Raw genomic sequence first — 25,874 nt, forward strand, 5'->3', positions numbered from 1 at the left:
CTTGATGCGTCATTCCGGGGCGCGCGGAGCGCGAACCCGGAATCTCGACGTTGTTAGGAAAGGAGATTCCGGGTTCGCGAGCTGCGCTCGCGCCCCGGAATGACTGGAGAAGGGAAGTCTCAACTCACCGCCGCCTGCGGCGCCTCGTGGACCGGCCGGAAATTGGCGAAATCCCAGTCGCGGCCGGGGGCGGCTTCGAGCAGTTGGCGGGTATAGGCTTGTTTCGGATGGGTCAGCACCTCGGCGGCCGGGCCCTGTTCGACGACACGGCCTTTCTCCATCACCGCGACGTCGTCGCAGATCTGCGCGGCGACGCGAAGGTCGTGGGTGATGAACAACAGCGCGATGCCGAGCCGGCTCTGGATCTCATCGAGCAGCTTCAGCACCTGTGCCTGCACCGAGACGTCGAGCGCCGACACCGCTTCATCCGCAACCAGCACGTCAGGGTCGAGTGCCAGCGCGCGGGCGATCGCGATGCGCTGGCGCTGGCCGCCGGAGAACTGATGCGGGAAGCGGTCGATCGCGTCGGGCGGCAGATGCACCAGTTCGAGTAGTTGCCGTGCTTTCTCGAGCGCCTGAGCGCGCGGCATGCCGTAATTGATCGGCCCCTCGGCGATGCTCTCGCCAACGCTGACGCGGGGATTGAGCGAGCGATAGGGGTCCTGAAACACGATCTGGATCTTCTTGCGGTGCGGCCGGAGCAGCCTTCGCGACAGCTCCGAGATCTCCCGCCCGGCGAGCCGGATGCCGCCGGAGGTCGGATCGATCAGGCGGACGATGCAGCGCGCGACAGTCGATTTGCCCGAACCGCTTTCGCCGACGATGCCCAGAGTACGGCCCTTGTGCAGCGTCAGCGTCACGTTCTGCGCCGCGACCACTTCGCGCTGGCGGCCGAGTAAGGAGCGCTCGCGATACACCTTGCCGAGTTCGTTGGCTTCGAGCACCACCGACAGTGCCTGCGGCGCACGCGGCGCGCGGGGCACCAGGCTCGGCACCGCCGACAGCAGGTTACGGGTGTAGTCCATCTGCGGGCGGCGCAGCACCGCGTCGAGCTGCCCGGTTTCGATCAGCCGGCCGTGGCGCATCACCGCGACGCGGTCTGCGATCTCGGCGACCACGCCCATGTCGTGGGTGATGAACAGGACTGCGGTGCCGTGAACCTGCTGCAGTTCGCGAATCAAGGTCAGAATCTGCTTCTGCGTTGTGACGTCGAGCGCGGTGGTCGGCTCGTCGGCGATCAGCAGCTTGGGCTCTAGCACCAGTGCCATCGCGATCATGATACGCTGGCGCTGGCCGCCGGAGAGGCGGTGCGGATAGGACGCGAAGATCCGCTCCACCTCGGGCAGCCGAACCTGCTCCATCATGGCGAGGATGCGACGGCGGCGCTCGCGCGCCGGCAGGTCGGTGTGGAAGCGCAACACTTCGTCGATCTGCTTGCCGACCGGCACCACCGGATTGAGCGCGGTCATCGGCTCCTGGAAGATCATCGCCATCTGCGAGGCGCGGAGCTGGCGCAGCCGGCGCTCGCTGGCGGCGAGGACGTTCTCGCCGGCGAGCCGGATTTCGCCGCCGGCGGCGTGCAGCGCGCCCTTCGGCAGCAGTCCCATGGTGGCGAGCGACGTCACCGATTTGCCCGAGCCGCTCTCACCGACCAGGCACATCGTTTCGCCGGCGCCGACTGTGAGCGAGATGCCGTCGATCACCTTGTCGCCGTTGCCGCTCTTGCCGAGCCGGACCACGAGATTTTCGATTTCGAGGACGTTATCGGTCATGTCGGGCTCCGCAGTCTGGTACGGCGCGCTCCCTCTCCCCGCGTGCGGGGAGAGGTGAGGTCGGTGCGCGTTGTGGGGCTGAGAGAGCAGAGATGATGAGCTGCCTCTTCATCGCGAACCCTCGCGCTGTTTCATCCGCGGGTCGAGCGCGTCGCGGGCGGCGTCGCCGATCAGGTTGACCGATAGGATCGCGATCGACAGCAGCAGGCCCGGCCAGAAGATCAGCATCGGCTTGATCTGGAACACCGCCCGGCCTTCGGCCATGATGTTGCCCCAGGTCGGCGTCTCCGGGCTGATACCGGCGCCGAGGAACGACAGGATCGCCTCGGTGAGGATCGCCGAGGCGGCGATGTAGGTGCCCTGCACGATCAGCGGCGCAACCGTATTCGGCATCAGGTGCCGCCACATGATCTTCGGCAGGCTGGAGCCGAGCGAGATCGCCGCCTCGACATAGGGCTCCTCGCGGGCGGTCAGAACGACCGAGCGTACCAGCCGTGCCACCCGCGGAATTTCCGGAATCGTGATCGCGATCAACACCGTCGTGAGACTTGCGCCGGACAACGACACCACTGCGATCGCGAGCAGGACGCTGGGAATCGCCATCAGGCCGTCCATGATCCGCATCATCACCGCGTCGACCCAGCGGAAGAAGCCGGCGATCAGGCCGATGACGAGGCCGATCGCGATCGCGAAGACTGCCGAACCGATGCCGATCAGAAGAGACACCCGCCCACCATAGATGATGCGCGACAGCAGATCGCGGCCGTAGGCGTCGGTGCCGAGCAGGAACTCGGCGCTCGGCGGTTTCAGCCGCAGCGCCGGCGCGAGAGTGATCGGATCGTGCGGCGCCAGCCACGGCGCGAAGATCGCCATCAACACGATCAGCGTCAGGCAAATCGTTGCCGCAGCGATAATCGGGGTCGAGAGCAGGAAGCCGAGGCGCGGGCGCATCGGCCGCGGCACAGGAAGGGTCGGTTCGGGCATGGTATCGATAGCCATGGTGCGCGCGCCCTCAGTACCGGATACGGGGATCGAGCAGCGTGTAGGCCAGATCGATCAGCAGATTGACGCCGACATAGATACCCGAGGTCAACAGGATCATGCCCTGGATCACCGGGTAGTCGCGTGCCAGCACCGCGTCGACCGTGAGGCGGCCGATGCCGGGCAGGTTGAAGACGCTTTCGGTGACGACGACGCCGGAGATCAGCAGCGCGAAGCCGGTGCCGATCACGGTGATCACCGGCACCGCGGCGTTGCGCAGCGCATGGCGCAGCAGCACCCGGCTTTCGGTGATGCCCTTGGCGCGCGCGGTGCGGACATAGTCCTCGCCGAGCACGTCGAGCATCGCGGCGCGTGTCATCCGGGCGATCAGCGCAATGTAGATGAAGGATAGCGTCAGCGTCGGCAGCACCAGCCGCTCGACGAACGGTCCCAGGCCGCGCGACAGCGATCGGAAGCCCTGCACTGGAAACCAGCGCAGCTCGATCGCAAACACCTGGATCAGCACATAGCCGATCACGAACACCGGCACCGAGAAGCCGATCACCGACAGCCCCATCACGCAGCGGTCGATCCAGGTGCCGTGTTTCCAGGCGGCAACGACGCCGAGCGGGACGGCGACGATCACGGACACCACGATGGTCGCCAGCGCCACCGTGATGGTCGGCTCGATGCGCTGGCCGATCATCTTCAATACTGGCACCTGCGAAATCAGCGAGACGCCGAGGTCGCCGTGCAGCAATCGGCCGATCCAGGTGAAGAACTGCACGTAGAGCGGCTCGTTCAGTCCGAGCGTGGCGCGGATGCGCATCAATTGTTCAGGGGTGGCGCTGTCTCCGGCAATGATCGCGGCCGGATCGCCCGGCGTCAGCCGAAGCAGCAGGAAAACGAATAGAGCGACCACGCCCATCACCGGGATGGCCGCCAGTACACGGCGGATCAGATAGCCGAGCATCGGCGCTCCATCATGGATTTGGATCGACGATTAGCGAAACTTATCTCGTAGATGCGGTTCGTCATAATCACCTGCGCTGCGGCGGCCGAAAGCTGACCACGAAGTTCAGCAAGTCCCGTGCCAGCGCTGCGAGTTCGCGCGAAGCGCCGGACACAGGCCCGCGTTCAGTCGAGTGTCGCGAGTAATCCTGCCATCAGCCGGCCGCGCTCGGCGAGGCTGTCGATCTCGATATGCTCGTTCAACGTATGGGCGTCGGCGCCGCGAACACCGAGGCCGTCGAGCGTCGGAATGCCCATCGCGCCGGTGAAGTTGCCGTCGGAGCCGCCACCGGCACTGCCATGCGGAAGGCCGACGCCGAGCTGAGCCGCGACTGCGCGCGCCTTGTCGTAAAGCGCCATCGTGCCGGCATCGGGCTCCCACACCGGGCGGGTGACGCCCCGCGTCACCTTGAAGGTGACATCGTTGCTGCTACCGGTCAGCGCGAGCATCCGCTCGACGCCGCGGTCGAGATCGGCCTGGCGCTTGGCCATGCTGAGCGCTTCGCCGGTGCAGGTGGTGGCGACGCAGTTGACCCATTGGCCGCCATGCACGATGCCGACGCTGAAGGTGCAATCCTCGCCCGTCATCGCGTCGATCGCGAGGATCTGCTTGGCCATTTCCCGTATTGCGGAACGCCCCGAGGACAAGGTCGCGCCGGCGTGACTCGGCTTGCCGATCGCTTCGAGGTTGAAACGCGCGATCGCGTAACGGCCGGTGACGACGCCATTGTCCGGCCGGCCCGGCTCCGGCACCAGCACGTATTTGTTGCGCGTCGCTTCCGCTTCGATGATGTCTCGGGTCGATGGCGTACCAACTTCCTCGTCCGGTGTGAACAGCACGGTGATCGGCAGCGGTGTCGTGAACGAGGCCCGAGCGAGTTGGCGGATCGCCTCGACCGTCAGGTAGTTGCCGCCCTTCATATCGAAGATGCCCGGACCGAACGCCTTGTTGCCCTCGCGGCGGAAGGAGAGTTTCTCGATCGTGCCGACCGGGTGCACGGTGTCGAGATGGCCGGCAATCAGGATGCCCGGCTCGCCCTGCTTGGGATGCGGAAACCGCGCGCGGACGCAGCCGGCGAAACCCTGGCGACCGGCGATGCGCTCGATTGTCGCGCCCATGATCGCCATCTCTCGCGCTGCAAGATCGAGCATGCGCTCGACCGCGGAGGTGTCCCAGGTCGGACTCTCGCACTCAACCCACGCGCGTAGTCCTTGCAGCATCGTGTCGGAGTCGAAGGGAAGATTGGCCGGATTCATTACGCGCTCTCGGTTGAAGGTGGCTTACGAGACTGATTGGCGCTGCATTTGTAAAGCGAAAGATTCGCCCGTGACTACGCGAGGGCGTGCATGCGGTGTCGTCGCCCGATGATTGACGCTTGGCATGCTTGGTGCAAGTCTTCGACTATCAGGATGCGGCAATGCACTGATCGCGTGGTGCCGCGCCCGGATTCACATCGCCCTGCACAAGCAATCATCTGTGATTGATCAGTTTCAAGTCAGGAGAACACGAATGTTCCATCCACCGCGTTGGATGCGCTCGGTCGCCGCGTCGAAATTTGTCGTGCCGGCGCTCGCGCTCGCAGCATCGCTGACGCTGCCCGCGACCGTCGACGCCAAGACGATCCGGGCCGTTATGCATTCCGATCTGCGTATAATCGACCCCGGCCTGACCACCGCCTACATTACGCGCGACCACGGCTATATGGTTTACGACACGCTGCTGGCGATGGATTCCAATTTCAAAGTCCAGCCGCAGATGGCCGATTACAAGGTCTCCGACGACAAGCTGACCTACACCTTCACGCTACGTGATGGCCTGAAGTGGCACGACGGTACGCCGGTCACCGCGGAGGACTGCGTCGCTTCGCTGCAGCGCTGGGGCAAGAAGGACGGCATGGGCCAGAAGCTGATGCAGTTCACCGCCAGCCTCGAGGCGCCCGATGCCAAGACCATCGTGCTGAAGCTGAAGGAGCCCTATGCGCTCGTGCTGGATTCGATCGCCAAGCCGTCGTCGATCGTGCCGTTCATGATGCCGAAGCGGATCGCCGAAACGCCGCCCGACAAAGCGATCCCCGAGCAGATCGGCTCCGGTCCGTTCAAGTTCGTCGCATCGGAATTCCAGCCGGGCGTCAAGGCGGTGTACGTGAAGAACACCGACTATGTGCCGCGCAAGGAGCCACCGAGCTGGACCGCGGGCGGCAAGGTTGTGAAGGTCGATCGCGTCGAGTGGATCACCATGCCGGACGCGCAGACGGCGGTGAATGCGCTTCAGTCGGGTGACATCGACTTCGTAGAGAATCCGTCGTTCGACATTCTGCCGGTGCTGCTGCAGGACAAGGAGCTCAAGGTCGACGTCCTCAACAAGCTCGGCTACGTCACCATCGGTCGGATGAACTTCCTGTATCCGCCGTTCGACAATCCGAAGGTGCGGCGCGCCGCGCTGCTGGCGATGAACCAGAAGCCGATCCTCGACGCTTTGGTCGGCAATCCCGATTACTACCAGATCTGCGGCGCGATCTTCGGATGCGGCACGCCGCTCGCCACCGACGTCGGCTCTGCACCGGTGACGACGGGCGACGACATGGCGGAAGCCAAGAAGGAGCTCGCGGCATCCGGCTACGACGGCACGCCGGTGGTGCTGATGGCGCCCGGCGACGTCGTCACGTTGAAGGCTCAGCCGATCGTGGCGGCGCAGCTCCTGCGCGAAGCCGGCTTCAAGGTCGACCTGCAGGCCACCGACTGGCAGACCGTGGTGTCGCGCCGCGCCAGCCAGAAGCCGCCGGCCGAGGGCGGCTGGAACATGTTCTTCACCAATTGGGTGGTGCCGGACGTGATGAATCCGGTCGCCAACGTCATGCTCAACGGCAAGGGCAAGACCGGCGGCTGGTTCGGCTGGCCGAAGGACGACGAGATGGAGGCGCTGCTCGACAAATTCGTCCGCTCCACCTCGGCCGATGATCAGAAGAAGATCGCCACCGACATCCAGAAGCGGGTCTACGATCAGGTGACCTATCTCCACGTCGGCCAGTACAAGACCCCGACGGTGTGGCGCACCGAGCTGACCGGCGTGCTCGATGGCCCGGCGACTCCGGTGTTCTGGAACATGGACAAGAAGGACGACTGATCGTCCATCGCTGTCCGATTAGACCTGTCCACCCCTTGCGCCGTCCTGCCCCAGCAGGGCGGCGCTTTGTCTTTTGCGGCGCGAAGAGATGGAAAGAAGGCATGGAAAGAAGGCATGGGAAAGAAGCCCTGGCGCAGCGGCGTCGGCTGACGGGCCTCCAGCGGTCTTCCGTTGAGGCCCAACAATAAAAAGCCCGGCGCAGCGGCCGGGCTCGATCGGTAGGGTATTGTCCAGATGTGGATCGGGGCCTCAGCGGCCGATCACTTGCGGGCGCAAGCGACCTTGATGCCGCTGGCGCTCGGGCTGCACTTCGCCGTCACCGAGCCGTCCTTGACCGTGAGCTGGTCCGCCAGCTTGGCGCCGCTGCCGTTGAGGCAGTAGGCCGAGGTCAGCGTCTCGTCTGCGGCGCAGGTCACCGGGCAGCCGTCCGAGGCACAGCTCGTCGAGGTGACATTGCGAACCGCGGCAACCGTGGTCGGCGCTGCGATCGAGGTCTGCTTCTCGGCGGCAGCAGGCGTCTTCGCCGCAGGGGCGGGCGCGGCGGCAGGAGCTGCAGCCGGAGCTGCCTTGGCGGCAGGCTCGGGCGCAGCCGTTGCGGCGGGGGCTGCGGCCTCGGTCGCCGGCTCGACGGCGGTGGTCACCTCGGCGGCCGGCCGTGCATAATAGCCGCTCGCGGACACCAGATAGACGAACAGCGCCGCAGCCACGGTCGCGCCGACCATGATCAGCGTCGTCGTCGGCAGCGCCTTGACCCGATCGATGGTGTTACGGATCGAGGCGGTGACGGCAGCAGCATCGAACGTGCCGCCGCGCGTGCGCATATCGTCGAACGTCAGATACGCGGCGATCACGAAGCCACCACCGAACAACATGAGTATCAGCAGTGGACCGAGCGCGGAGAAATACTCCATGTTACGTCTTTCCATTCATGGCAGGCCGGCGCGAGGTGTATAGGTTTCGCCCGCCGCGAGCTGCATTGTCGAAAATCAAATGAACACGCGTCAGCATCGGCGCGTTGAGGTATGTCAAAACCGTTTGCGCGCCGATCGTCGACATGTAGCACGCCGATAGCGGTGACGTCATTGCGACCGAAAGCGTTGTCATTTGTTAGGGTTGACGAATGACGCCGGACCTTCGGCGGCCCCTTCCGCCTGTCGGTATGATAGCCGAATGGTCAAGGCTCGGCGGGAGTGCGGGTCTGCGTCGATCGACCGCAGCGCAATGGTGAAATGTGGCGGTTGCTTGACGCCACCCGGGTCAGCCGCTGCACTGCGGCAATCCCGTTCCGCGTCCGGCGCGTATCGTGCCGCCATACAGGCCGCGTATCATGCCGAGGCCGAAACCACTGACGAGTCTCCCATGAAAGCAGCAGACGTGATGACCACCGCCATCGTGACGGTGCAGCCCGCCACGCCCGTCCACACCATCGCCGAAACGCTGCTGAAGCACGGCATCAGCGCCGTGCCGGTGGTCGACGGGGCTGGGACGCCGATCGGCATCGTCAGCGAGGGTGACCTGATGCCGCGGGCCGACAGCGATCGCGAGGCGCGTCACGATTGGTGGCTGCAGATCTTGTCGGAAGGTGAGGCGGTGCATCCCGATTATGTTCGCTTCCTGAAATCGGATCCCCGTACCGCCAAGGACGTCATGGTCGGTCCGGTGGTGACGGTCGAAGAAACCACCGCGCTGGCCGATATCGCCGATTTGCTGATCGAGAAGCGGATCAAGCGCGTGCCGGTGGTGCGCGACGGACGCATCGTCGGCATCGTCAGCCGGGCCGACCTGCTCAAGACCATGACGGGGCTCAACCACACCGGAGGAGATCCAGTGCACGACGATCCCAATGCCTGGCCGACGCCGTCCGACAAGCTTGCGGCGCTGACGCGGCCCGTTGCGCGGCCGGTGCCGTCGCACGATCCGGCAGCTGACGATCTGTCGGCCGCCGCGTTCCGTGAACTCGGCGTCGAGCACGAACACGACGAGGATGAGAAGCGCAAACACGCCAAGGAACTCGCCGACGAAAAGCACCACCGCCTCGCCAGCGAAATGCTGGCGTCGCATCTATCGGACGAGACCTGGCAGCGGTTGCTGCGCAATGCGCGCAGCGCCGCCAAGAAAGGCGAGCAGGAAAGTCTGCTGCTGCGGTTTCCGGCCGAGCTGTGCACCGACCACGGCCGCGCCGTGAATGCGCCAGATCCGGAATGGCCGTCGACGCTGCGCGGCATGGCCGCCGACATCTATCTGCGCTGGAAGGCGGAGCTGCGGCCGCATGGCTTCGTGCTGCAGGCCCGCGTGGTCGATTTCCCCGACGGCATCCCAGGCGACATCGGGCTGTTCCTGAGCTGGGGCAAGAGTGAGGCGGCGCATCATTGATGCGCCGGTGTATCGGGCTCTCAGATCTTGAGATTGCGATACACCGAGACCTCGCGTTCGCGGGCGAGGCGGGCGTCGTCGCCGGCGCGGATGCCGCGCCAGACGTCGAAGAACACCACGACGGTGGTGATCAGCCCGGTGATCTTGCCGACCAGGAAACCGAACGGGAAGATCAGCCGCTCTGCCGGCAGGATGAACTGCGAGCCGAGAAAGATGATCACCGCGTTGGCGAAATACGCGGTGCGGTACAGCGTCTGCTCCTTCCAGGCGCTGCGCGCATAAGGCCTGGAGCTCTTCTTCACCGCCTTGTTGTAGCGTGGGTTGCGCAGCAGTCCCCACAGCCGCCGCTTCTTCGGCAGTGCCCGCGGCCCGGCGAGCAGCGCCCGATAATTCTCCCGCATCTGGACATGCGCGATCAGCGCCAGCAGCAGGTTGAGGGCGACCAGCACGGCCTTCACTTCCCACAGCGACAGCAGGAGTTGAGCGGCAAGGTCGACGAAGATCAGATGCGTCGCCGCGTTCAGCACGAAGGCGGAGCGATGGAACGCCGCACGGTTGATGTTGGCGACCTTCTCGTCGATGAACGTCGCACCCGGTTTGGTCTCGCCGAGCTGCAGCAGGAAGGCGCGCTGCGCTTCGGTCAGTTCCCAGCTTTTGCCGAGTTCATCGATCGTCACCGCCGGCGGGCCGCGCTTGATCCGGAACGTCGCCTTGGCCGACCATTCGGATACCCGCGCCAGCCATCGCCGCGTCACGGCGAAGCGCGAGGTGCTGGTGGCCGCCTCGACGAGAGGGTGGGGATCTGGCTGCATCGTGTCCTTCAGCGCGGCTCAAACGCCGTCAATCGCCGAAAAGCGGAGCCTCTGCAAGCTTTGCGGCGGCCCTGGCGGCTGCCTTCATCTGTTGGTGGATTTCGGCGTCATCAAGGTCGGCGAGCTGCCGCGCCGCGTCTGGATCGAGCTTCGACTTGGTTCCGCGGTTGAATTTGCCGGCCAGTTTGCGGTGCACCACGACGTCGTTGAGCGCGCCGAGAGCGTCGAGCAGCTTCTTCAGGTGCTTCCTGAAGCGCTCCAGCCGTTTTCCCGCCTTGCCGCCGAACAGGCTCGCGAAGAAGCCGATCGCGTAGTTCAGCTTCTTGGCGGCGATCCGGACCCGATGCCGCTCCTCGTCGTCGAGCTGTTCCAGTTTGGCGAGCCGCTTGTTCAGCTTGTGGGCGCGGCGCGTCAGCACCTGCTCGGCGAATGTGACGGCCGAGGGGCGGTCAGCGCCGTCCGCTGCCTTGGTCCATTCGCCGGCGTCGATCCAATGCTGCAGATCGATCAGCAGTTTATCGAAGCGCCGTAGCTCGACCGTCGCGCTTGCGCTTGCGAAGGCTGCGCCGCGGTCGGAGCCGAGCCGCTTCAGAAAGGCCGGCGATCCGCTGCCGAGCTGTGCGCTTTTGATTTTCACTTCCAGCAAATGCAGATCGCGCGCCGGGGCCAGCCGTCCGGCCAGCCATTTCAATTCACGCTTCATCCGCTGAGTATCGCGGCCGTCGATCAACTCGCCGAACACCGAGATCGCAGCGCGCATTCGCCGCAGTGCGATCCGCATCTGGTGCACGCCGGTTGGATCGCGGCGGCGCACCTTGGCCTGTTGCGCTGCGATCAGGCGTAACAATTCTGTCGCAATGGTTCGGAATGCCTCGTCGCTGCCGGCGTTTTGCGACAGAACGATGTCGTGGGCCGGGCCGATGCTCGGCTTGGCCTTCGGTGTATCGAGAGCTCGGCTCATAATGTCCCACGCGGGCAAAGACGATGACCGCCCGCGGTACCCTAGCAGATTTACGAGCCGATGACGCAGCGTTGCGTCGGGCTGGGCAATGCCAACCCGATGGCTCGGCTCGCGCGTCGGGCTACGCGCGCTTCAGCACTTCCAGCGGGTAGCCGATCAGCTTGGCCACCGCATACGCAATGCTCATGCCGATCAGGGCCGCGACCGCCTGACCGCCATAGTACCATGCCGCCGACGGCGGGAACGGCATCAGTTGTGAGGCGAAGTCGAGACACCACAGGATCGCGCCGACGCCGACCACCATCACGATGACGAGTTGAATACGCTGCACCGCGGCTTCGATTCGGGCCATCCGTGCTTCGACGTGCTTGTCGGGCCCGCGTTCTGCTGCCGGCTTGCTCGGAGCCGGGGTGGGCTGGACGTTGTCCGGAGCCGTCGTCGTCATGCCGTCCTCACTGTTCGTCTAAAGTCCAACTACCCGCGCGCGGTATCTGTCACGACCCGCTCCTGCGTAGCAGTAATCATCGCTGCACTGCACTGAATTGACTCAGCACAAAATCGCGGCGGCAAACACTGCGCGCTTAGTGATCATGCTGATCGATAACTGTGCGGTCCGTTGACTTAGCGCAAATACGGCGGAAGGTAAATTTGGGAAAGAGAGCCTCTTTACAGCAGTTCTAATCGCCGCAGTGGCGTGCGCTTGGGGGAGCTCTTCATGCATACACCTTGGCAAGCCGCCGCAGCGTTGAAGAGTGACGCGAAGCAGCATCGACCGCTGACCGGTAACGAGGCGATCGCGCGGGCTGCCTGGGAAGCCGGTGTTCGTGTTGCCGCCGCTTATCCCGGTACTCCCAGTACCGAGATTCTCGAGAGTTTGGCGACCTATCCGAGCGAGGACCTGCATGCGCAGTGGTCGACCAATGAAAAGGTCGCGCTCGATGTCGCGATGGGCGCGTCGTTCGCAGGCTCCCGCGCGCTGTGCGCGATGAAGCATGTCGGACTCAACGTCGCCGCCGATGCGTTCATGACGGCGACCTATATCGGCGTCAACGGCGGCCTGGTGCTGGTGGTGTGCGACGACCCCGGCATTCACTCCTCGCAGAACGAGCAGGACAGCCGACTCTATGGCCAGCTCGCGTCGGTTCCGGTGCTGGAGCCATCCGATGCGCAGGAAGCTTACGACTTCACCAAGCTCGCCTTCGACCTGTCCGAGCAGTTCGACACCCCGGTGATCGTGCGCAGCACCACCCGGCTGTCGCACACTCGCAGCACCGTCACGGTCGAGGAGCGGGTCGAGGCGGCGCCGCGCGGCTTCCTGGAGAAGCCGTCGAAGAACGTGATGATCCCGGCGCATGCCCGCGCCCGCCACCTCTCGGTGCTGGAGCGCGAGGCCAAGCTCAAGGACTACTTCGCGACCTCGCCGATCACCCGGATGGAGCACGGTGACGACAGCTTCGGAATCGTCACGGCCGGCACCTGCTATCCGTATGTCCGCGAAGTGCTGCCGCATGCCCCTGTGCTCAAGCTTGCCGCATCCTGGCCGTTGTCCGAAGCGGTGCTGCGGGAATTCTGCAGTGCGTTCGAGCGGGTGCTGGTGGTCGAGGAATTGGAGCCGATCATCGAGAAGGAGATCGCCGCGCTCGGCTTCAAGGTCGAGGGTAAGCGGCTGTTTCCGCGCGCCGGCGAGTTCTCGCCCGAAGTGGTGCGCGCAGGTCTGGTGCAGGCCGGCCTGTTACCGGCGCCGCCGTCCTACAACGCATGGGTGCCGGAGCCGGTGGTGCGGCCGCCGGTGCTGTGCGCCGGCTGTCCGCATACCTCGAGCTTCATGGCGGTGCGCGCCTCCGGCGCCCGCGTCGCCGGCGACATCGGCTGCTACACGCTGGCGGTGCTCGATCCCTTGCGCGGCATCGACACCTGCGTGGCAATGGGCTCGTCGATCGGCAATGCCATCGGTATGGCGAAGGCCGGCGAGACCAAGCCGGTGGTCGCAACCATCGGCGACTCCACCTTCCTGCACGCAGGCATCCCGGCGCTGATCGACGCGGTCTACAATCAGGCCAACATCGCGGTGATGCTGCTCGACAACCACATCACGGCGATGACCGGCGGCCAGGAGCATCCCGGCACGGGCAAGACGCTGCGCGGCGAGCCGGCCCCGCAGGTCGACTATGAGGCGCTGATCAAGGCGTGCGGCGTCAAATGGGTGAAGAAGGTCGATTCTTACGACCTTGCTGCCACCCATCAGGCGCTGCGCGAGGCGATCGCTTATCGCGGTGTCGCGGTGCTGATCTCGAACCGGCCGTGCGTGCTCGATCCGATCAAGATCAAGGGACCGCCGCTGGAAGTCATTACCAGCCAGTGCACTGCCTGTCAGTCCTGCATGAATCTCGGCTGCCCGGCGCTGACCTGGAGCGACGAATGGTTCGAGGGCCGGCACCGCGTCAAGATCGATCCGGCGTTGTGCATCGGCTGCACGCTGTGCGCCCAGGTCTGCACCATCGACTGCATCAAGATCGCGAGCCCGGCGGTGACGCAATGAACGAGCAGAGCAATGTCGTCGCATTGAATGCGACCAGCGAGCCGACGGCGTTCAACGCTGCGCTGGCGGAGCCTACCAACGTGCTGATCGTCGGTGTCGGCGGTCAGGGTGTGATCCTGGTGTCCAAGGTGCTGGCGTCGCTGGCGCAGGCGCACGGCTACGAGGTCAAGCAGAGCGAAGTGCACGGCATGGCCAAGCGCGGCGGCACCGTGTTCAGCCACGTCCGGTTCGGGCCGCGGGTATGGTCGCCCACCATCGCCAAGGGCGAGGCTGACGTGCTGATCGCGCTGGAATGGGCCGAAGGGCTGCGCTGGCTGCCGCATCTGAAGCGCGACACCGGCGTGTTCATCTGCGACACGAAACGGATCGTGCCGCCGTTCGCCTGCCGCAGCCGCCGTCCCGGCGCGCCGATGCGCTACGCGACCGAGACCGCCGAGCAGGTCGCCGCTTACGTGTCCGAAGCTTACGCGATCGACGCCACCAAGATGGCCGAAGAGCTCGGCAATGAGCGCGCCGCCAACGTGGTGCTGCTCGGCGCGCTGTCGACCGTGCTCGAATTCGCGCTGCCGGAGTGGGAGAAGACCGTCACCGCCTTCGTGCCGAAGAAGACCATCGCGGTGAATTCCGCCGCGTTCGAACTCGGCCGCAACTGGATTGCGGAGGCCAAGAACGAGCCGCCATCGGCGGACGCAGCACCCGCAGCGGCACCAGTGCACGCGCCGTATCAGCCGCGGCTCGAAATCACCGACGCCTGGTGCAAGAGCTGCGAGATCTGCGTCAAGCTGTGCCCGGAACGCTGCCTGACGCTGAACGCCGATCGCATCGCCACTTTGGTCGCGCCTGAGAAATGCACCGGCTGCCGGCTGTGCGAATGGCTGTGCCCGGACTTTGCGATCCGCGTCCATCTCGACCCCGAAGCGCCCGCGATGGAGGCCGCGCAATGAACGCGCCGGATCGCCACATCCCAAAGGCCGCCGCCAAGCTGCTGTCCGGCAACGCCGCCTGCGCCCAGGGCGCGATCGACGCCGGCTGCAAATTCTTCGCCGGCTATCCGATCACGCCGTCGTCCGAAATCGCCGAGCGTCTGTCGACCATGCTGCCGGCGGCAGGCGGCGTGTTCATCCAGATGGAAGACGAGATCGCCGCGATGGCGGCGGTGGTCGGCGCCTCGATGGGCGGCGTCAAATCGCTGACCGCGACCTCCGGTCCCGGCTTCTCGCTGAAGCAGGAGAACATCGGCTACGCGGCTGGGGCGGAAATTCCGTGCGTGATCGTCAACGTGATGCGCGGGGGGGCCGTCGACCGGCATGCCGACGCGGCCGTCGCAGGCTGACATTTACCAGACCCGCTACGGCAGCCACGGCGACTATCCGATGATCGTGCTGGCGCCGGCCTCGGCACGCGAGATCTACGACGAGACCATCCGCGCCTTCGATCTTGCCGAGCTGTGCCGCACGCCGGTGATCCTGCTGTACGATCAGGTGATTGCGCAGTCGTCGGAAACCGTCGCGCTCGGCGGCCGCACCTCGGTGCATGCCACCCGCAAATGGGCGAGCGGCCCGCGCGAGGCTTACAAGCCCTATGCGGCCGATGCCGACCTGATTCCGCCGATGCCGCGTCCCGGTGACGGCTATCGCACCCACACCACGGGTCTGACGCACAGCGAGACCGGCTTTCCGAGCCAGGACCCCGAGACGGTGACGCGCAATCTTGGCCGGCTCTATGCCAAGCTCGATAAGCACCGCGACTTGATCGACAGCTTCGAGGCCGTGCGCTGCGAAGACGCCGAGGTTGTGATCGTCGCGATCGGCATCAGTGCCCGCGCCGCCCGCCGTGCCGTCGATGCCTGCCGCGCCGAAGGCAAGAAGGTCGGGCTGTTCCGTCCGGTCACGCTGTGGCCGTTCCCGGAAGTTGCGCTGCGCGAGGCGACCCGGAACGCCAAGGCGATCCTGGTGCCGGAGCTCAACATCGGCCAGCTGCGGCTGGAGATCGAGCGTCAGCTTCGCGACCGCCGTGTCGAAGGTCTGCATCTGATCAGCGGCGAGCCGATCACGCCGGCGCAGATCGCAGCCGCTGCTACCAAGCTCGCTTCGGAGGTCTGAGATGTTCAGCGACGCGCCGCATTTCGACGTCCGCGATTATCTCCGCAAGGAGATGATGCCGCACTTTCTCTGCCCGGGCTGCGGTCACGGCATGGCGCTGCGCGCGCTGCTGTGGGCGATCCATGAATTGAACATCGACCGCGACAAACTCGCGGTGGTGTCGGGCATCGGCTGCGCCGGACGGTTGTCGGCTTACATCGACGCCAACACCTTCCACACTACCCACGGCCGGCCGTTGGCCTATGCGACCGGTCTGGCGCTGGCGCGGCCGGATCTGCACGTCGTGGTGATCACCGGCGACGGCGATTGCTTGGCGATCGGCGGCAATCATCTGATCCACGCCTGCCGGCGTAATCTCAAGCTAACCTGCCTGATGCTCAACAACGAGATCTACGGCATGACCGGCGGCCAGGTGTCGCCGACCACGTCGGAGACCCGGCTCACCACCACCACGCCGCATGGCAATTCCGAGCCGAATTTCGACGCATGCGCGCTGGCGACCGCCGCCGGTGCGGGCTTCGTCGGGCGCGAAGTGACGCGGCATGTTCCGAAGCTGAAAGAGCTGATCAAGGCCGGGCTACAGCATCCGGGCTTTGCCTTCGTCGAAGTGGTGTCGGACTGCACCGAAGTCTACGGCCGCAAGAACGACATGGGCTCTTCGGCCGAGATGGTGCTGCGGCAGAAGAGCGAGATGCGCCCGAGCGCGTATCGCGACAGCGTCGACGAGCCGTTCCGCTCGACCGATTTGCCGACCGGCATTCTGGCCCAGAACAACCGGCCGGAGTACGGCGCGGCGCTGCGTGCCGCCGCCGCGGCGCGCGCCGCAAAGTGACGGGGAGACCAGCCATGTCGACATCCCGCATTGAACTGCGCTTCGGCGGCACCGGCGGCCAAGGCCTGTTGCTCAGCGCCAAGCTGCTCGCCGACGCGCTGGCGCTGGAAGGCCGCCACGTCGCGCAATCGCAGACCTACGAGCCGACCTCGCGCGGCGGCTTCTGCAATGCCGATCTCGTCGTCGCCCATGGCGAGGTCGATTATCCGCTGCCGATCGAATTCGACCATCTGGTGCTGCTCGACAAGATTGCCATCAAGCCGTCCTGGCCGAAACTCAAGGCCGGCGCGCTGGTGATCTCCGACGTTCGGCTGTGCCCGGAACTGCCGGAAGCCGGTCGCTTCAAGCGCTACCCATTGCCGCTCAGCCGAACCGCGATCGAGCTCGGCAGCGAGCGCGTCACCAACATCGTGGCGCTCGGCGTGCTGGTCGAGCTGTCGGGTATCTGCAAGCACAAGTCGGTCGAGCATGTGGTGCGCGCATCCTCGCCGCGCGGTTTCCTCGATCTCAACATGGACGCGCTGGCCGCCGGCACCGCGCTGGCCAAGGCGCCTGCCATCGCGGCGGCCTCCTGATTTTCTGACAAAGGATTGCTTCGATGAGCGCCCAGCCTGCATTGCGCGAACCGACCGTCTATATGCACGACCGCGCCATCGAGACGATGCCCCGGCCGCAGCTTGCGGCGCTGCAGTTCGAACGGCTGCGCAAGATGGTCGAGCGGGCGTATCGCGACGTTCCGCATTATCGCGCCAGCTTCGACCAAGCCGGCGTCAAGCCTGCGGATCTGACCTCGCTGGCCGACCTCGCGCAATTTCCCTTCACCAAGAAGACCGACCTGCGCGACAACTATCCGTTCGGGATGTTCGCGGTGCCGCGCAATCAGATGCCGCGCATCCATGCCTCGTCCGGCACCACCGGCAAGCCGACCGTGGTCGGTTACACCAGGACCGACCTGGACAACTGGGCGAACCTGATGGCGCGGTCGATGGTCAGCGCCGGCGCGTCGCCGGACGACATCGTGCACAACGCCTACGGCTATGGCCTGTTCACCGGCGGCCTCGGCGCCCATTACGGCGCCGAGCGGCTGGGCTGCACCGTGGTGCCTGCCTCCGGCGGCGGCACCGAGCGGCAGGTGCAGCTCATCGTCGATTTCGCCGCCAATGTGCTGTGCTGCACGCCGTCCTATGCGCTGAACATCGCGGAAGTCGCCGAGCAGATGGGCGTCGACCTGCGCGATGCGCCGCTGCGGGTCGGTCTGTTTGGCGCCGAGCCGTGGAGCGATGCGATGCGCCGCGATCTTGAGGCGCGCCTCGGCATCAAGGCGGTCGATGTCTATGGTCTGTCGGAGATCATGGGGCCGGGCGTCGCCTGCGAATGCGCGGTGGCGCAGAATGGTCTGCACGGCTGGGAAGACCACTTCCTGTTCGAGACCATCGATCCGGAAACGCTTCAGGTGCTGCCGATGGGCTCCGTCGGCGAGCTGGTGATCACCACGCTCACCAAGGAAGCGCTGCCGATGATCCGGTATCGTACCCGCGACATCACCAGCCTGAACACCGAGCCGTGCGCCTGCGGCCGCACCCATCTGCGTATCATGCGTGTCACCGGTCGCGACGACGACATGCTGATCATCCGCGGCGTCAACGTCTATCCGTCGCAGGTGGAGTCGGTGCTGATCGGCTTCCCCGGCATCGCGCCGCACTATCAGATTGTCCTGACCCGCGAGAAGGCTCTCGACGCCATGACGGTCGAAGTCGAGATCGCCCCCGACGCCCCGCGCGACGAGGCCGCGCTCGCCAAGAAGGCGGCCGAAGTGACGCATCACATCAAGTCGCTGATCGGCGTGACGTGTAAGGTGGCGGTGAAGGCGCCGGGCGAAGTCCCGCGCTCGCAGGGCAAGGCTGTGCGAGTGAGGGATCAGCGGAATATTTGACAACCTCTCCACGTCATTGCGAGGAGCAAAGCGACGAAGCAATCCAGCTCCGTGCACTGAGCTGGATTGCTTCGCTGCGCTCGCAATGACGACGGTTGGTGTCCCTACAGCCCCAACACCAGCTTGCTGATGATGTCGCGCTGGATTTCCGAGGTGCCGCCGAAGATGGTGTAGGCGCGGCCGTTGAGATGCGTCGGCATCACGGCGAGTTCGTCCTCGGGAATCGCCGGCGGCGCGTTGAGCCGGTGCAGCGGCCGGGTCGGCTCGACATAGAGGCCGTCGTTGCCGATCACGTCGACCGCCAGCCGGCTCACCGCCTGGTAGATCTCGCTGGTGCGCAGCTTGAGGATCGACGACACCGCGCCGGGGTTCTGTCCGTTCTGCAGCGCGGACAGCACCCGCAGTTCGGTCATTTCCAGCGCGTCGATGTCGACCTCGACCTCCGACATCCGGATCGCGATGTCCGGATCCTCGATCGCTCGGCCGGTCGCCTCCGACTCGGCGAACGCCGCCGCCCGGTGCAGCGCCTTGCGGAGCTTGGCCGAGGCGATGCCGGAGCCGCGCTCGAATTCCAGCAAGTACTTGCCGTAGGTCCAGCCCTTGCCTTCCTCGCCGACCAGGTTCGACGCCGGAATCCGGACGTCGTCGAAGAACACCTGATTGACCTCGTGGTCGCCGCCGATGGTCAGGATCGGCCGGATGGTGATGCCGGGGCTCTTCATGTCGATCAGCACGAAGCTGATGCCGTCCTGCTGCCGTGGCTCGTCGCTGGTGCGCACCAGCGCGAACATCATGTTGGCGTTGTGCGCGTGGGTGGTCCAGATCTTGGTGCCGTTGATGACATACTCGTCGCCGTCGCGCACCGCACGGGTCTTCAGCGACGACAGGTCCGAGCCCGAGCCCGGCTCCGAATAGCCCTGGCACCAATAATCCTCGCAGGACAGGATTCGCGGCAGGAAGTAGTTCTTCTGCTCGGGCGAGCCGAAGCCGATGATCACCGGCCCGACCATCTTGACGCCCATCGGCGTCGGGGAAGGGACGCCGGCATGCGCGCATTCGGTTTCGAAAATCCAGCGCTGCGCCGGCGTCCAGCCGGTGCCGCCGTATTCGACCGGCCAGCCGGGCGCACCCCACCCCTTGGCGTTGAGGGCGCGCTGCCACGGCACGCCGGCCTCCGGCTCGGAGAACACCGAAGCGTTGAGTGATTCCGCCCGCTTCATGTCGGGCGTCAGATTGGCCGCGATGAAGTCGCGGACCTCCTGCTGAAAGGCGAGCTCGGCGTCGCCGAAGGTCATGTCCATGTCGATGCCTCGCTTTTGTTAGACCGGCCGGCCGCTGAGCGCGGCGTGGCGGCGATAATGATGGGTGCTGCCGCCGAACAGGGTTTCGAACGCCAGCAGGCGTTTGAAGTAGGCGCCGACGTCGAGCTCCTCGGTGACGCCCATGCCGCCGTGAAGCTGCACCGACTGCTCGGCGACGAAGCGCGCACCTTTGCCGATCTTGGCCTTGGCGCCGGAGGCAGCGCGGCCACGCTCGGCCGCGTCCGCCTCGGCCTTCAGCGCTGCGCGCAGCGCCATCGAACGGGCTTCGTCGACCTGCACCGACATGTCGGTGAGGCGATGCCGCACCACCTGATTGGCGGCGAGCGGACGGCCGAACTGCTTGCGAACCTTGGTATAGTCGAGCGTCTTGTCGGTGAGCGTCTGCATCATGCCGACCGCTTCGGCCGACATCGCGGCGAGGGCGCGATCGACCACCGCCTCGACCGCCGGATAGGCATTGACATCGCCTCCGAGCATGGCATCGGCCGGCACCCGCACGCTCTGCAGCGTGAGATTGCAGGCGCGGCCGCCACCAAGCCGCGGATAGTCGGCGAGTGTCAGCCCGGCCGCTTCGCGTGGCACCAGGAACAGCCGCAGCGAGCCGCTGCCGTTGTTGGCCAGCCTTGCGGAGACGATCAACTGATCGGCCGACGCGCCGTCCAGCACCGCGACCTTCGCGCCATCGAGCACATATTGATCGCCGTCTTTGCGCGAGGTGGTGTCGACGCGGGCGAGATCTGCGCGGGCTGCGCGTTCGGCGTGGGCGAAGGCGAGCCGCAGCGTGCCGTCGGCGACCTTCGGCAGCAGCGCCGCCTTCTGCTCGTCGCGGCCATGCTCGGCGACGAGGCCGGCGCCGAGCACCACGGTCGACAGATACGGCTCGCTGACGAGGCCGCGTCCGAACGCTTCCATCAGGATGCCGACTTCGATCGCGCCGCCGCCGATGCCGCCATGAGCCTCCGGCAGCGGCAGCGCCAGCCAGCCGAGATCGGCGAACTGCTTCCAGATCGCTTCGCTGAAGCCGAACGACTCCTTGGCGTTCTGTTCGCGCAGCTTCGTGGTGTAGGTCTCGGCGATGAAGCGGTCGGCGCTCTCGCGCAGCAGCCGCTGTTCGTCACTCGGCGTGAGATCCATCGCTTACACCTTCACCTGTTTACGCACCGACGGATGCAGTCCCGACGGATCGACGATCATTCCAAACTCCTGCAGATTGTGAGCGTGACAAAGCTGATGCAGCGCGAACGCCTGATCGATCGCGGCCGGCTGCCCTTGAATGTCCACCGAGCGATTCACCGCTTCCTTGGTCATCTTCAGAGCAAAGCTCGGCTTGGCGGCGATCCGCTGCGCGAGCGCCATGGTGAAGGCGGATAGTTCGGCGGCGGGCACCACGTGATTGACCATGCCGAGTTGGTGGGCTTCTTGCGCGCTCCAGCTGTCGGCGGTGAACAAGAGCTCCTTCGCCTTGCGCGGGCCGAGCTCCCAGGGATGCACGAACCATTCGACGCCGCACACGCCCATGGTCACGACGGGATCGCAGAACTCGGCCGAGTCGGCGGCGACGATCAGATCGCAGGCCCAGGCCAGCATCAGCCCGCCGGCGATGCACTTGCCGTGCACTTCGGCGATCATCGGCTTGGCGAGATTGCGCCAACGCCTTGTGATCTGCAGATAGATTTCTTGCTCGCGCGCCATCCGGCCGTGCGCACCCGGTTCGCGAAAGCCGCCCCAGGCGCCGACCGGCGGAAAGTCGATGCCGGCTTCGTTCTTGGTGGTGGCGCGCAGATCGTGGCCGGCGGAGAAGTGCGGACCCGCGCCCGCCAGGATGATCACCTTGACAGTGTCGTCCTGCACCGCGTTGTCGAACGCGGCGTTGAGGTCGTAGGTCATCTGCAGATTTTGCGCGTTGCGCGCGTCTGGCCGGTTCATCACGATGCGTGCGACCGCCGGATCCGGCCGCTCGACCAGGATCGTCTCGTAGGAGCTCATCCATCCTCCCGTTTCTTGTTGTCTCGGCTTATCGCGCCGGTTGTGTTCCGCAGAGTGTGGCAGGTCGTGCGCACGACTGCAAACGGCTTCTCTGCCGCACCTGCCGGGGAATTCCGCGCCATGGAGCGCACCGGCAAGACATTGTCGGCGATTGCACCGCGGTTCCGGAAACGAGCCGCTTTGAGCCAGGACAATCCACGTCCGCCGCGATTGTGCGATGGCGGTTTGGCACCGGTTCGGCGGCGCCAGAATTGACTTCGAGTGGCCGGCGATCCGTGCGATAGCTCGCGGCCCCGCGCCGAACGTCTTGTCTGTCGAAAGTGGATGATGCCGCCGTTTCGCGTCCCGTCGATAATCCGCAATTTTGTCCATGCCGGCGTGTTTGGCGCTGCGATTGCGCTGCTGCACGCCACCGCCGCGCACGCCGCCGCCGACATGGCCAGCCTGCCCCGCGACCTGTCACCCTGGGGCATGTTCCGGAATGCCGACATCGTCGTGAAGGTGGTGATGGCCGGCCTCGCGCTGGCGTCGCTCGCGACCTGGACGGTGTGGCTGTCGAAGACCATCGAGCTGCGCCGCGAGACCGCGCGTGCCCGCGACGGCCTTGCCAAGCTCGAGACCGATACCACGCTGGCCGAGCTCGGCCGCGACGCCGAGGGCGCGCACGACGCGGTGTCGCAACTGATTCAGACTGCGGCGCGCGAAGGCAGCCTGTCGGGCTGGACGTTCGATGCCGACTTCAAGGACCGCGTCGCGCTACGGCTGGAGCGTGCAGAAGCGGCGATGGCGCGCAAGATCGCCAGCGGCACCGGCATTCTCGCCACCATCGGTGCGGTGGCGCCGTTCGTCGGCCTGTTCGGCACGGTGTGGGGCATCATGAACGCCTTCATCGGCATCTCCGAAGCGCACACCACCAATCTGGCGGTCGTGGCGCCGGGCATCGCCGAGGCGCTGCTCGCCACCGCGCTCGGCCTCGTCGCCGCGGTCCCGGCGGTGGTGATCTACAACTATCTGGTCCGCGCCATCGCCGGCTATCGGTCGCTGCTCGGGGATGCCTCGGCGCAGGTGCTGCTGCTGGTGAGCCGCGACCGCGGCCGCTCGGCGCGGCAGATGCGGGCAGGCTGAGGCGATGGGCGTGCGGCTCGGCGGACGGCGGCCAGCGACCGAGGACGATCTCGAGGTCGCCCACGAGATCAACGTCACGCCGTTCATCGACGTAATGCTGGTGCTGCTGATCATCTTCATGGTCGCGGCCCCGCTCGCCACCGTGGATATCGGCGTCGATCTACCGGCCTCGACCGCAGCGCCGCAGCCGCGCCCGGACAAGCCGGTGTATCTGTCGGTGCAGCCCGACCTGACGCTGGCGCTCGGCGAGACCATCGTGGCGCGCGACGCACTCGGCTCGGCGCTGCAGAGCGCAACGAACGGCAACAAGGACGAGCGGATCTTCCTGCGCGCCGACAAGGTGGTCAGCTACGGCGAGCTGATGGCGGTGATGAACCTGCTGCGCGATGCCGGTTATTTGAAGGTCGCGCTGGTCGGGCTCGACGGCCGGGACCAGCCATGAACAACTACGTGCTGCACGAGGCGACGGGCCGCGGCCGCAGCCAATGGCTGCTGTCGGCGGCTGCGATTGTGGCGGCGCATTTTGGACTGATCGCCGCGGCGGTCGCGTGGTATCAGCAGGCCCCAGCGCCGGGCGTCGAGATGCCAGCGATCCTGGTCGACATGGCGCCGGTCTCGGCCGCACCAGCGCTGCAGCCGCAGGATTTGGCGCCGGGGCCGCAGATGCAGGAAGCTCCGCCTTCACAGCAGGAGGCGAAACAGCCGCCGCCGGCACCGGCCCCTGAAGCGCCGCAGCAATTCGCGTCGGACCAGCCCGCGCCGCCAGCGCCTCTGCTGCCAACGCCGGACGTTGTGCTGCCGCAGCCGCCCGCTGCCATCGAGCGTGCGGAGCGCGAAGAGCCCAAGCCGAAGCGCGAGGAGGTCAAGCGCGAGCGGATCAAGCGCGACGCGGCAAAATCGAAACCGCATCCACATCCGCCGGCGCCGCGCACCACCGGCGCGCCGAAGGCCGAGCGGCAGGCGGCGCTCGCCGCTGCCGCGAGCGCCGGGCAGGCTGCTGCCGCCGCGGCACTGCCGTCGTATCGCGATCGGCTGGCTGCGCATCTTGCGCGCTACAAGCAATATCCGGCTGAGTCGCGAGCGACGCGCGAGCAGGGCACCGCGATGCTGTCGTTCACCGTCGGCCGCAGCGGCCAGGTGCTCGGCAGCCGGCTCGCCCGCAGCTCCGGTCACGCCGCGCTCGATGCCGAGACCCTGGCAATGATCCGCCGCGCCCAGCCGTTGCCGCCGTTCCCGAGCGAGATCACGCAGTCGTCGCTGAGCTTCACCGTGCCGGTGCGGTTTTCGCTGCAGTGAAGCGTGGGGCCGATCGGCGTCACACCTGTCCGTGCGCCGCCTTCACTGCCGCGCGGTCGATCGCGCCCTTGGCGTCTTTCGGCAGGGCTTCGACGAACACGACGTGCTTCGGCTTCTTGTAGCGCGCGATCAGCGAAGCCACGAATTCGGCGAGCGTCTCGGCGTCGATGCTCTGGTCCGGCTTGCAGATGCACACCGCCTTGATCGCTTCGCTCCATTGCGGATCGGGGACGCCGATTACTACCGCCTCCGCGATCGCCGGATGCTGCTTCAGCGCGCCTTCGACCTCGGCCGGATAGACGTTCTCGCCGCCGGTCTTGATCAGCTCCTTTTCCGGCGCGCGGCCGGCGTAGAACAGATAGCCGTCGGCATCGAACCGGCCCATGTCGCCGGTGTGGTGCCAGCCGTTGCGGAACGCGTGCTGGGTGGCGGCGGCGTTATTCCAATAGCCTTTGAATACGGTCGGGCCGCGCAGCACGATCTCGCCGACTTCGCCCGGCGGCAGCGGCCGGTCTTCGGCATCGACCACCGCGACAGTGCGCCAGAACAGCGGCCGTCCGGCGGATTTCGGCCGGTCGCGATACGGCGCAAACGTCGAGAGGCCCGAGGTTTCGGATTGGCCGAACGTCGCCCAGAACGTCGCGTCGGGGCAGGCGGCTTCGAACCGCTCGATCGTCTCCGGCGTGTCGAGGCCGGTCACGGCACGCAGGCTTTTGAGCTGCGCCGGTTGCGCCTGATCGAGAATGTTGCCGAGCATCGGGGCGAACTCGGCCATCACCGTCACTTTGTGAGCTTCGATGTCGCGCGCCGCCTGCGCCGGGTCGAACTTCGCGGCGATCACGCTCGCGCCGCCCGCCTGCTGCAGCGTCAGCATCAGGCCGAGCCCGGTGACATGAAACAGCGGCAGCATGCCGAGATTGACGTCGACTTCGGTCAGACGCCACGCCTCGACCAGCGAGCTTTGCCCGATCAACAGATTGCCCTGCGAGATCAGCGCGCCGCGCGGCCGGCCGCCGACCGCCGCAGTGTGGATGATGACGAAGCCGTCGGCGGCGCCGAACTCGGCCGGGGCGAAGGGAGCCTCCGACGACAGCTCGGTGAACGGCGCGAACGGTCCGCTGCCGCCCCCGATCGCGTAGGCGGTCTGCACGCTGCCCAGCGAGGGCAGCATTCCGGCGACGATGTCGCGATAGTCGGAGCCGGCGATCACCACGCTGGGCGCGCCGTCGCCGAGCACGAAGGCGATCTCGTCGGCATTCAATCGATAGTTCACCGGCAGCAGGATCGCGCCGATCAGCGCCACCGCGCCGATCAGTTCGACCATCTCGATGCAATTCTGCGACAGGATCGCCACCCGGTCGCCCGGCCGCACGCCGTCGCGCAGCAGGCCGCTCGCCAGCCGCTCGGCCCGCGCCAGATAGTCGCGGTGGGTCAGGCGGACGCCGTCGATGACGAAGGCCGTGCGGTCCGGAAACAGCACCGCGTTGCGGCGATAGACGTCGGCCAGCGTGAAGTCGTGAAGCGCCATCATGTCCCCCCTGGACGGGTCACGACCGCGGGTTTGCGGCGAGCCCGGATTGTCGCGCCGCCGGTTGGCCGGCATTCGCGCTTCGCTTTGTAGCGAACATCGTGAGGAGGCTGAAAGCATGATCGCGCGTCGGCGGCCGTATTCCGACCTCGTTACCGCTCGATCCGGCGGCCGGTG

At 66.1% G+C, this 25,874-nt stretch carries 24 protein-coding genes; 12 read left to right on the forward strand and 12 right to left on the reverse strand.

Annotated elements, in window-relative coordinates; translation table 11 throughout:
- Positions 1-119: 119 nt before the first annotated feature.
- The 4 genes from DY468_RS03195 to DY468_RS03210 all read right to left on the reverse strand — a co-directional run bounded on the left by DY468_RS03195 (position 120) and on the right by DY468_RS03210 (position 5,021).
- Positions 120-1,772 carry an ABC transporter ATP-binding protein gene (locus DY468_RS03195; RefSeq protein WP_164602329.1) on the reverse strand — a complete coding sequence of 551 codons (1,653 nt, stop codon included), beginning with the start codon at positions 1,770-1,772 and terminating at the stop codon, positions 120-122.
- A gap of 108 nt (positions 1,773-1,880) precedes the next feature.
- Positions 1,881-2,771, reverse strand: coding sequence for an ABC transporter permease (locus DY468_RS03200; RefSeq protein WP_164602331.1), 891 nt, complete (start codon positions 2,769-2,771; stop codon positions 1,881-1,883).
- A gap of 13 nt (positions 2,772-2,784) precedes the next feature.
- On the reverse strand, positions 2,785-3,726 hold the full coding sequence (locus DY468_RS03205; RefSeq protein WP_164602333.1) for an ABC transporter permease: 942 nt from the start codon (positions 3,724-3,726) through the stop codon (positions 2,785-2,787).
- A gap of 164 nt (positions 3,727-3,890) precedes the next feature.
- Positions 3,891-5,021 (reverse strand): M20/M25/M40 family metallo-hydrolase, encoded by a 1,131-nt coding sequence (locus DY468_RS03210; RefSeq protein WP_164602335.1) that lies wholly within the window; start codon positions 5,019-5,021, stop codon positions 3,891-3,893.
- A 253-nt stretch (positions 5,022-5,274) separates the two neighbouring features.
- Between DY468_RS03210 and DY468_RS03215 the strand changes: the two genes are divergently transcribed.
- Positions 5,275-6,888, forward strand: a complete 1,614-nt coding sequence (locus tag DY468_RS03215) for an ABC transporter substrate-binding protein (RefSeq protein ID WP_164602336.1) — start codon at positions 5,275-5,277, stop codon at positions 6,886-6,888.
- 260 nt (positions 6,889-7,148) lie between these two features.
- Here DY468_RS03215 and DY468_RS03220 read toward each other — a convergent pair whose 3' ends face one another.
- Complete coding sequence (locus DY468_RS03220) at positions 7,149-7,799, reverse strand: hypothetical protein (RefSeq protein ID WP_164602338.1); 651 nt, start codon at positions 7,797-7,799, stop codon at positions 7,149-7,151.
- Positions 7,800-8,247: 448 nt separating this feature from the next.
- Here DY468_RS03220 and DY468_RS03225 point away from each other — a divergent pair, with 448 nt between their 5' ends.
- Entirely contained in the window at positions 8,248-9,261 is a 1,014-nt protein-coding gene (locus DY468_RS03225) for a CBS domain-containing protein (RefSeq protein ID WP_164602340.1), read from the forward strand.
- Positions 9,262-9,281: 20 nt separating this feature from the next.
- Here DY468_RS03225 and DY468_RS03230 read toward each other — a convergent pair whose 3' ends face one another.
- The 3 genes from DY468_RS03230 to DY468_RS03240 all read right to left on the reverse strand — a co-directional run bounded on the left by DY468_RS03230 (position 9,282) and on the right by DY468_RS03240 (position 11,479).
- Entirely contained in the window at positions 9,282-10,073 is a 792-nt protein-coding gene (locus tag DY468_RS03230) for a hypothetical protein (RefSeq protein ID WP_164602342.1), read from the reverse strand.
- Positions 10,074-10,101: 28 nt separating this feature from the next.
- Complete coding sequence (locus tag DY468_RS03235; RefSeq protein WP_164602344.1) at positions 10,102-11,034, reverse strand: CHAD domain-containing protein; 933 nt, start codon at positions 11,032-11,034, stop codon at positions 10,102-10,104.
- A 121-nt stretch (positions 11,035-11,155) separates the two neighbouring features.
- Positions 11,156-11,479, reverse strand: coding sequence for a hypothetical protein (locus DY468_RS03240; protein WP_164602346.1), 324 nt, complete (start codon positions 11,477-11,479; stop codon positions 11,156-11,158).
- 270 nt (positions 11,480-11,749) lie between these two features.
- Here DY468_RS03240 and iorA point away from each other — a divergent pair, with 270 nt between their 5' ends.
- From iorA to DY468_RS03270, 7 genes are read left to right on the forward strand one after another with little or no spacing between them, the layout of a single operon-like run.
- A complete protein-coding gene (gene iorA / locus DY468_RS03245; RefSeq protein WP_164602348.1) occupies positions 11,750-13,573 on the forward strand; it encodes an indolepyruvate ferredoxin oxidoreductase subunit alpha in 1,824 nt (607 codons plus the stop codon).
- Positions 13,570-14,517 carry a 2-oxoacid:acceptor oxidoreductase family protein gene (locus DY468_RS03250; RefSeq protein ID WP_164602350.1) on the forward strand — a complete coding sequence of 316 codons (948 nt, stop codon included), beginning with the start codon at positions 13,570-13,572 and terminating at the stop codon, positions 14,515-14,517. The genes iorA and DY468_RS03250 overlap by 4 nt, the downstream gene beginning before the upstream one ends.
- Positions 14,514-14,906, forward strand: a complete 393-nt coding sequence (locus DY468_RS24885; protein WP_283808721.1) for a hypothetical protein — start codon at positions 14,514-14,516, stop codon at positions 14,904-14,906. The genes DY468_RS03250 and DY468_RS24885 overlap by 4 nt, the downstream gene beginning before the upstream one ends.
- A complete protein-coding gene (locus DY468_RS24890; protein WP_283808722.1) occupies positions 14,881-15,675 on the forward strand; it encodes a hypothetical protein in 795 nt (264 codons plus the stop codon). Before DY468_RS24885 ends, DY468_RS24890 begins: the two co-directional genes overlap by 26 nt.
- Before the next feature lies 1 nt (position 15,676).
- Positions 15,677-16,507 carry a thiamine pyrophosphate-dependent enzyme gene (locus DY468_RS03260; RefSeq protein WP_164602352.1) on the forward strand — a complete coding sequence of 277 codons (831 nt, stop codon included), beginning with the start codon at positions 15,677-15,679 and terminating at the stop codon, positions 16,505-16,507.
- Positions 16,508-16,521: 14 nt separating this feature from the next.
- Positions 16,522-17,082, forward strand: a complete 561-nt coding sequence (locus DY468_RS03265; protein WP_164602354.1) for a 2-oxoacid:acceptor oxidoreductase family protein — start codon at positions 16,522-16,524, stop codon at positions 17,080-17,082.
- Between the two features lie 23 nt (positions 17,083-17,105).
- Entirely contained in the window at positions 17,106-18,440 is a 1,335-nt protein-coding gene (locus tag DY468_RS03270) for a phenylacetate--CoA ligase family protein (RefSeq protein ID WP_164602356.1), read from the forward strand.
- Positions 18,441-18,544: 104 nt separating this feature from the next.
- On the opposite strand, the gene DY468_RS03275 is transcribed toward DY468_RS03270, so the two are convergent.
- From DY468_RS03275 to DY468_RS03285, 3 genes are read right to left on the reverse strand one after another with little or no spacing between them, the layout of a single operon-like run.
- Positions 18,545-19,741 carry an acyl-CoA dehydrogenase family protein gene (locus DY468_RS03275; RefSeq protein WP_164602358.1) on the reverse strand — a complete coding sequence of 399 codons (1,197 nt, stop codon included), beginning with the start codon at positions 19,739-19,741 and terminating at the stop codon, positions 18,545-18,547.
- 18 nt (positions 19,742-19,759) lie between these two features.
- Positions 19,760-20,896, reverse strand: coding sequence for an acyl-CoA dehydrogenase family protein (locus DY468_RS03280; protein ID WP_164602360.1), 1,137 nt, complete (start codon positions 20,894-20,896; stop codon positions 19,760-19,762).
- Positions 20,897-20,899: 3 nt separating this feature from the next.
- Complete coding sequence (locus DY468_RS03285) at positions 20,900-21,748, reverse strand: enoyl-CoA hydratase (RefSeq protein ID WP_164602362.1); 849 nt, start codon at positions 21,746-21,748, stop codon at positions 20,900-20,902.
- A 324-nt stretch (positions 21,749-22,072) separates the two neighbouring features.
- Between DY468_RS03285 and exbB the strand changes: the two genes are divergently transcribed.
- Genes exbB through DY468_RS03300 form a run of 3 tightly spaced genes read left to right on the forward strand, consistent with a single transcriptional unit; the run spans position 22,073 to position 24,169 of the window.
- Entirely contained in the window at positions 22,073-22,873 is an 801-nt protein-coding gene (exbB, locus tag DY468_RS03290; RefSeq protein WP_164602364.1) for a tonB-system energizer ExbB, read from the forward strand.
- A 4-nt stretch (positions 22,874-22,877) separates the two neighbouring features.
- Positions 22,878-23,315 (forward strand): TonB system transport protein ExbD, encoded by a 438-nt coding sequence (exbD, locus tag DY468_RS03295; RefSeq protein ID WP_164602366.1) that lies wholly within the window; start codon positions 22,878-22,880, stop codon positions 23,313-23,315.
- Positions 23,312-24,169: an energy transducer TonB family protein gene (locus DY468_RS03300; RefSeq protein WP_164602368.1), complete on the forward strand. Its 858-nt coding sequence runs from the start codon at positions 23,312-23,314 to the stop codon at positions 24,167-24,169. Before exbD ends, DY468_RS03300 begins: the two co-directional genes overlap by 4 nt.
- A gap of 19 nt (positions 24,170-24,188) precedes the next feature.
- Here the strand turns inward: DY468_RS03300 and DY468_RS03305 are convergent, their stop codons facing one another.
- Entirely contained in the window at positions 24,189-25,697 is a 1,509-nt protein-coding gene (locus DY468_RS03305) for an AMP-binding protein (protein WP_205511862.1), read from the reverse strand.
- Positions 25,698-25,874: the final 177 nt, after the last annotated feature.

The organism is Rhodopseudomonas sp. BR0M22, from assembly GCF_010907035.1.
Lineage (GTDB): Bacteria > Pseudomonadota > Alphaproteobacteria > Rhizobiales > Xanthobacteraceae > Rhodopseudomonas.

Bases quoted from the DNA above. Each gene is read 5' to 3' on its own strand.
- DY468_RS03195 (WP_164602329.1), bottom strand. From the start codon at position 1,772: ATGACCGATAACGTCCTCGAAATCGAAAATCTCGTGGTCCGGCTCGGC.
- DY468_RS03200 (WP_164602331.1), bottom strand. From the start codon at position 2,771: ATGGCTATCGATACCATGCCCGAACCGACCCTTCCTGTGCCGCGGCCG.
- DY468_RS03205 (WP_164602333.1), bottom strand. From the start codon at position 3,726: ATGCTCGGCTATCTGATCCGCCGTGTACTGGCGGCCATCCCGGTGATG.
- DY468_RS03210 (WP_164602335.1), bottom strand. From the start codon at position 5,021: ATGAATCCGGCCAATCTTCCCTTCGACTCCGACACGATGCTGCAAGGA.
- DY468_RS03215 (WP_164602336.1), top strand. From the start codon at position 5,275: ATGTTCCATCCACCGCGTTGGATGCGCTCGGTCGCCGCGTCGAAATTT.
- DY468_RS03220 (WP_164602338.1), bottom strand. From the start codon at position 7,799: ATGGAGTATTTCTCCGCGCTCGGTCCACTGCTGATACTCATGTTGTTC.
- DY468_RS03225 (WP_164602340.1), top strand. From the start codon at position 8,248: ATGAAAGCAGCAGACGTGATGACCACCGCCATCGTGACGGTGCAGCCC.
- DY468_RS03230 (WP_164602342.1), bottom strand. From the start codon at position 10,073: ATGCAGCCAGATCCCCACCCTCTCGTCGAGGCGGCCACCAGCACCTCG.
- DY468_RS03235 (WP_164602344.1), bottom strand. From the start codon at position 11,034: ATGAGCCGAGCTCTCGATACACCGAAGGCCAAGCCGAGCATCGGCCCG.
- DY468_RS03240 (WP_164602346.1), bottom strand. From the start codon at position 11,479: ATGACGACGACGGCTCCGGACAACGTCCAGCCCACCCCGGCTCCGAGC.
- iorA (WP_164602348.1), top strand. From the start codon at position 11,750: ATGCATACACCTTGGCAAGCCGCCGCAGCGTTGAAGAGTGACGCGAAG.
- DY468_RS03250 (WP_164602350.1), top strand. From the start codon at position 13,570: ATGAACGAGCAGAGCAATGTCGTCGCATTGAATGCGACCAGCGAGCCG.
- DY468_RS24885 (WP_283808721.1), top strand. From the start codon at position 14,514: ATGAACGCGCCGGATCGCCACATCCCAAAGGCCGCCGCCAAGCTGCTG.
- DY468_RS24890 (WP_283808722.1), top strand. From the start codon at position 14,881: ATGCCGACGCGGCCGTCGCAGGCTGACATTTACCAGACCCGCTACGGC.
- DY468_RS03260 (WP_164602352.1), top strand. From the start codon at position 15,677: ATGTTCAGCGACGCGCCGCATTTCGACGTCCGCGATTATCTCCGCAAG.
- DY468_RS03265 (WP_164602354.1), top strand. From the start codon at position 16,522: ATGTCGACATCCCGCATTGAACTGCGCTTCGGCGGCACCGGCGGCCAA.
- DY468_RS03270 (WP_164602356.1), top strand. From the start codon at position 17,106: ATGAGCGCCCAGCCTGCATTGCGCGAACCGACCGTCTATATGCACGAC.
- DY468_RS03275 (WP_164602358.1), bottom strand. From the start codon at position 19,741: ATGGACATGACCTTCGGCGACGCCGAGCTCGCCTTTCAGCAGGAGGTC.
- DY468_RS03280 (WP_164602360.1), bottom strand. From the start codon at position 20,896: ATGGATCTCACGCCGAGTGACGAACAGCGGCTGCTGCGCGAGAGCGCC.
- DY468_RS03285 (WP_164602362.1), bottom strand. From the start codon at position 21,748: ATGAGCTCCTACGAGACGATCCTGGTCGAGCGGCCGGATCCGGCGGTC.
- exbB (WP_164602364.1), top strand. From the start codon at position 22,073: ATGATGCCGCCGTTTCGCGTCCCGTCGATAATCCGCAATTTTGTCCAT.
- exbD (WP_164602366.1), top strand. From the start codon at position 22,878: ATGGGCGTGCGGCTCGGCGGACGGCGGCCAGCGACCGAGGACGATCTC.
- DY468_RS03300 (WP_164602368.1), top strand. From the start codon at position 23,312: ATGAACAACTACGTGCTGCACGAGGCGACGGGCCGCGGCCGCAGCCAA.
- DY468_RS03305 (WP_205511862.1), bottom strand. From the start codon at position 25,697: ATGGCGCTTCACGACTTCACGCTGGCCGACGTCTATCGCCGCAACGCG.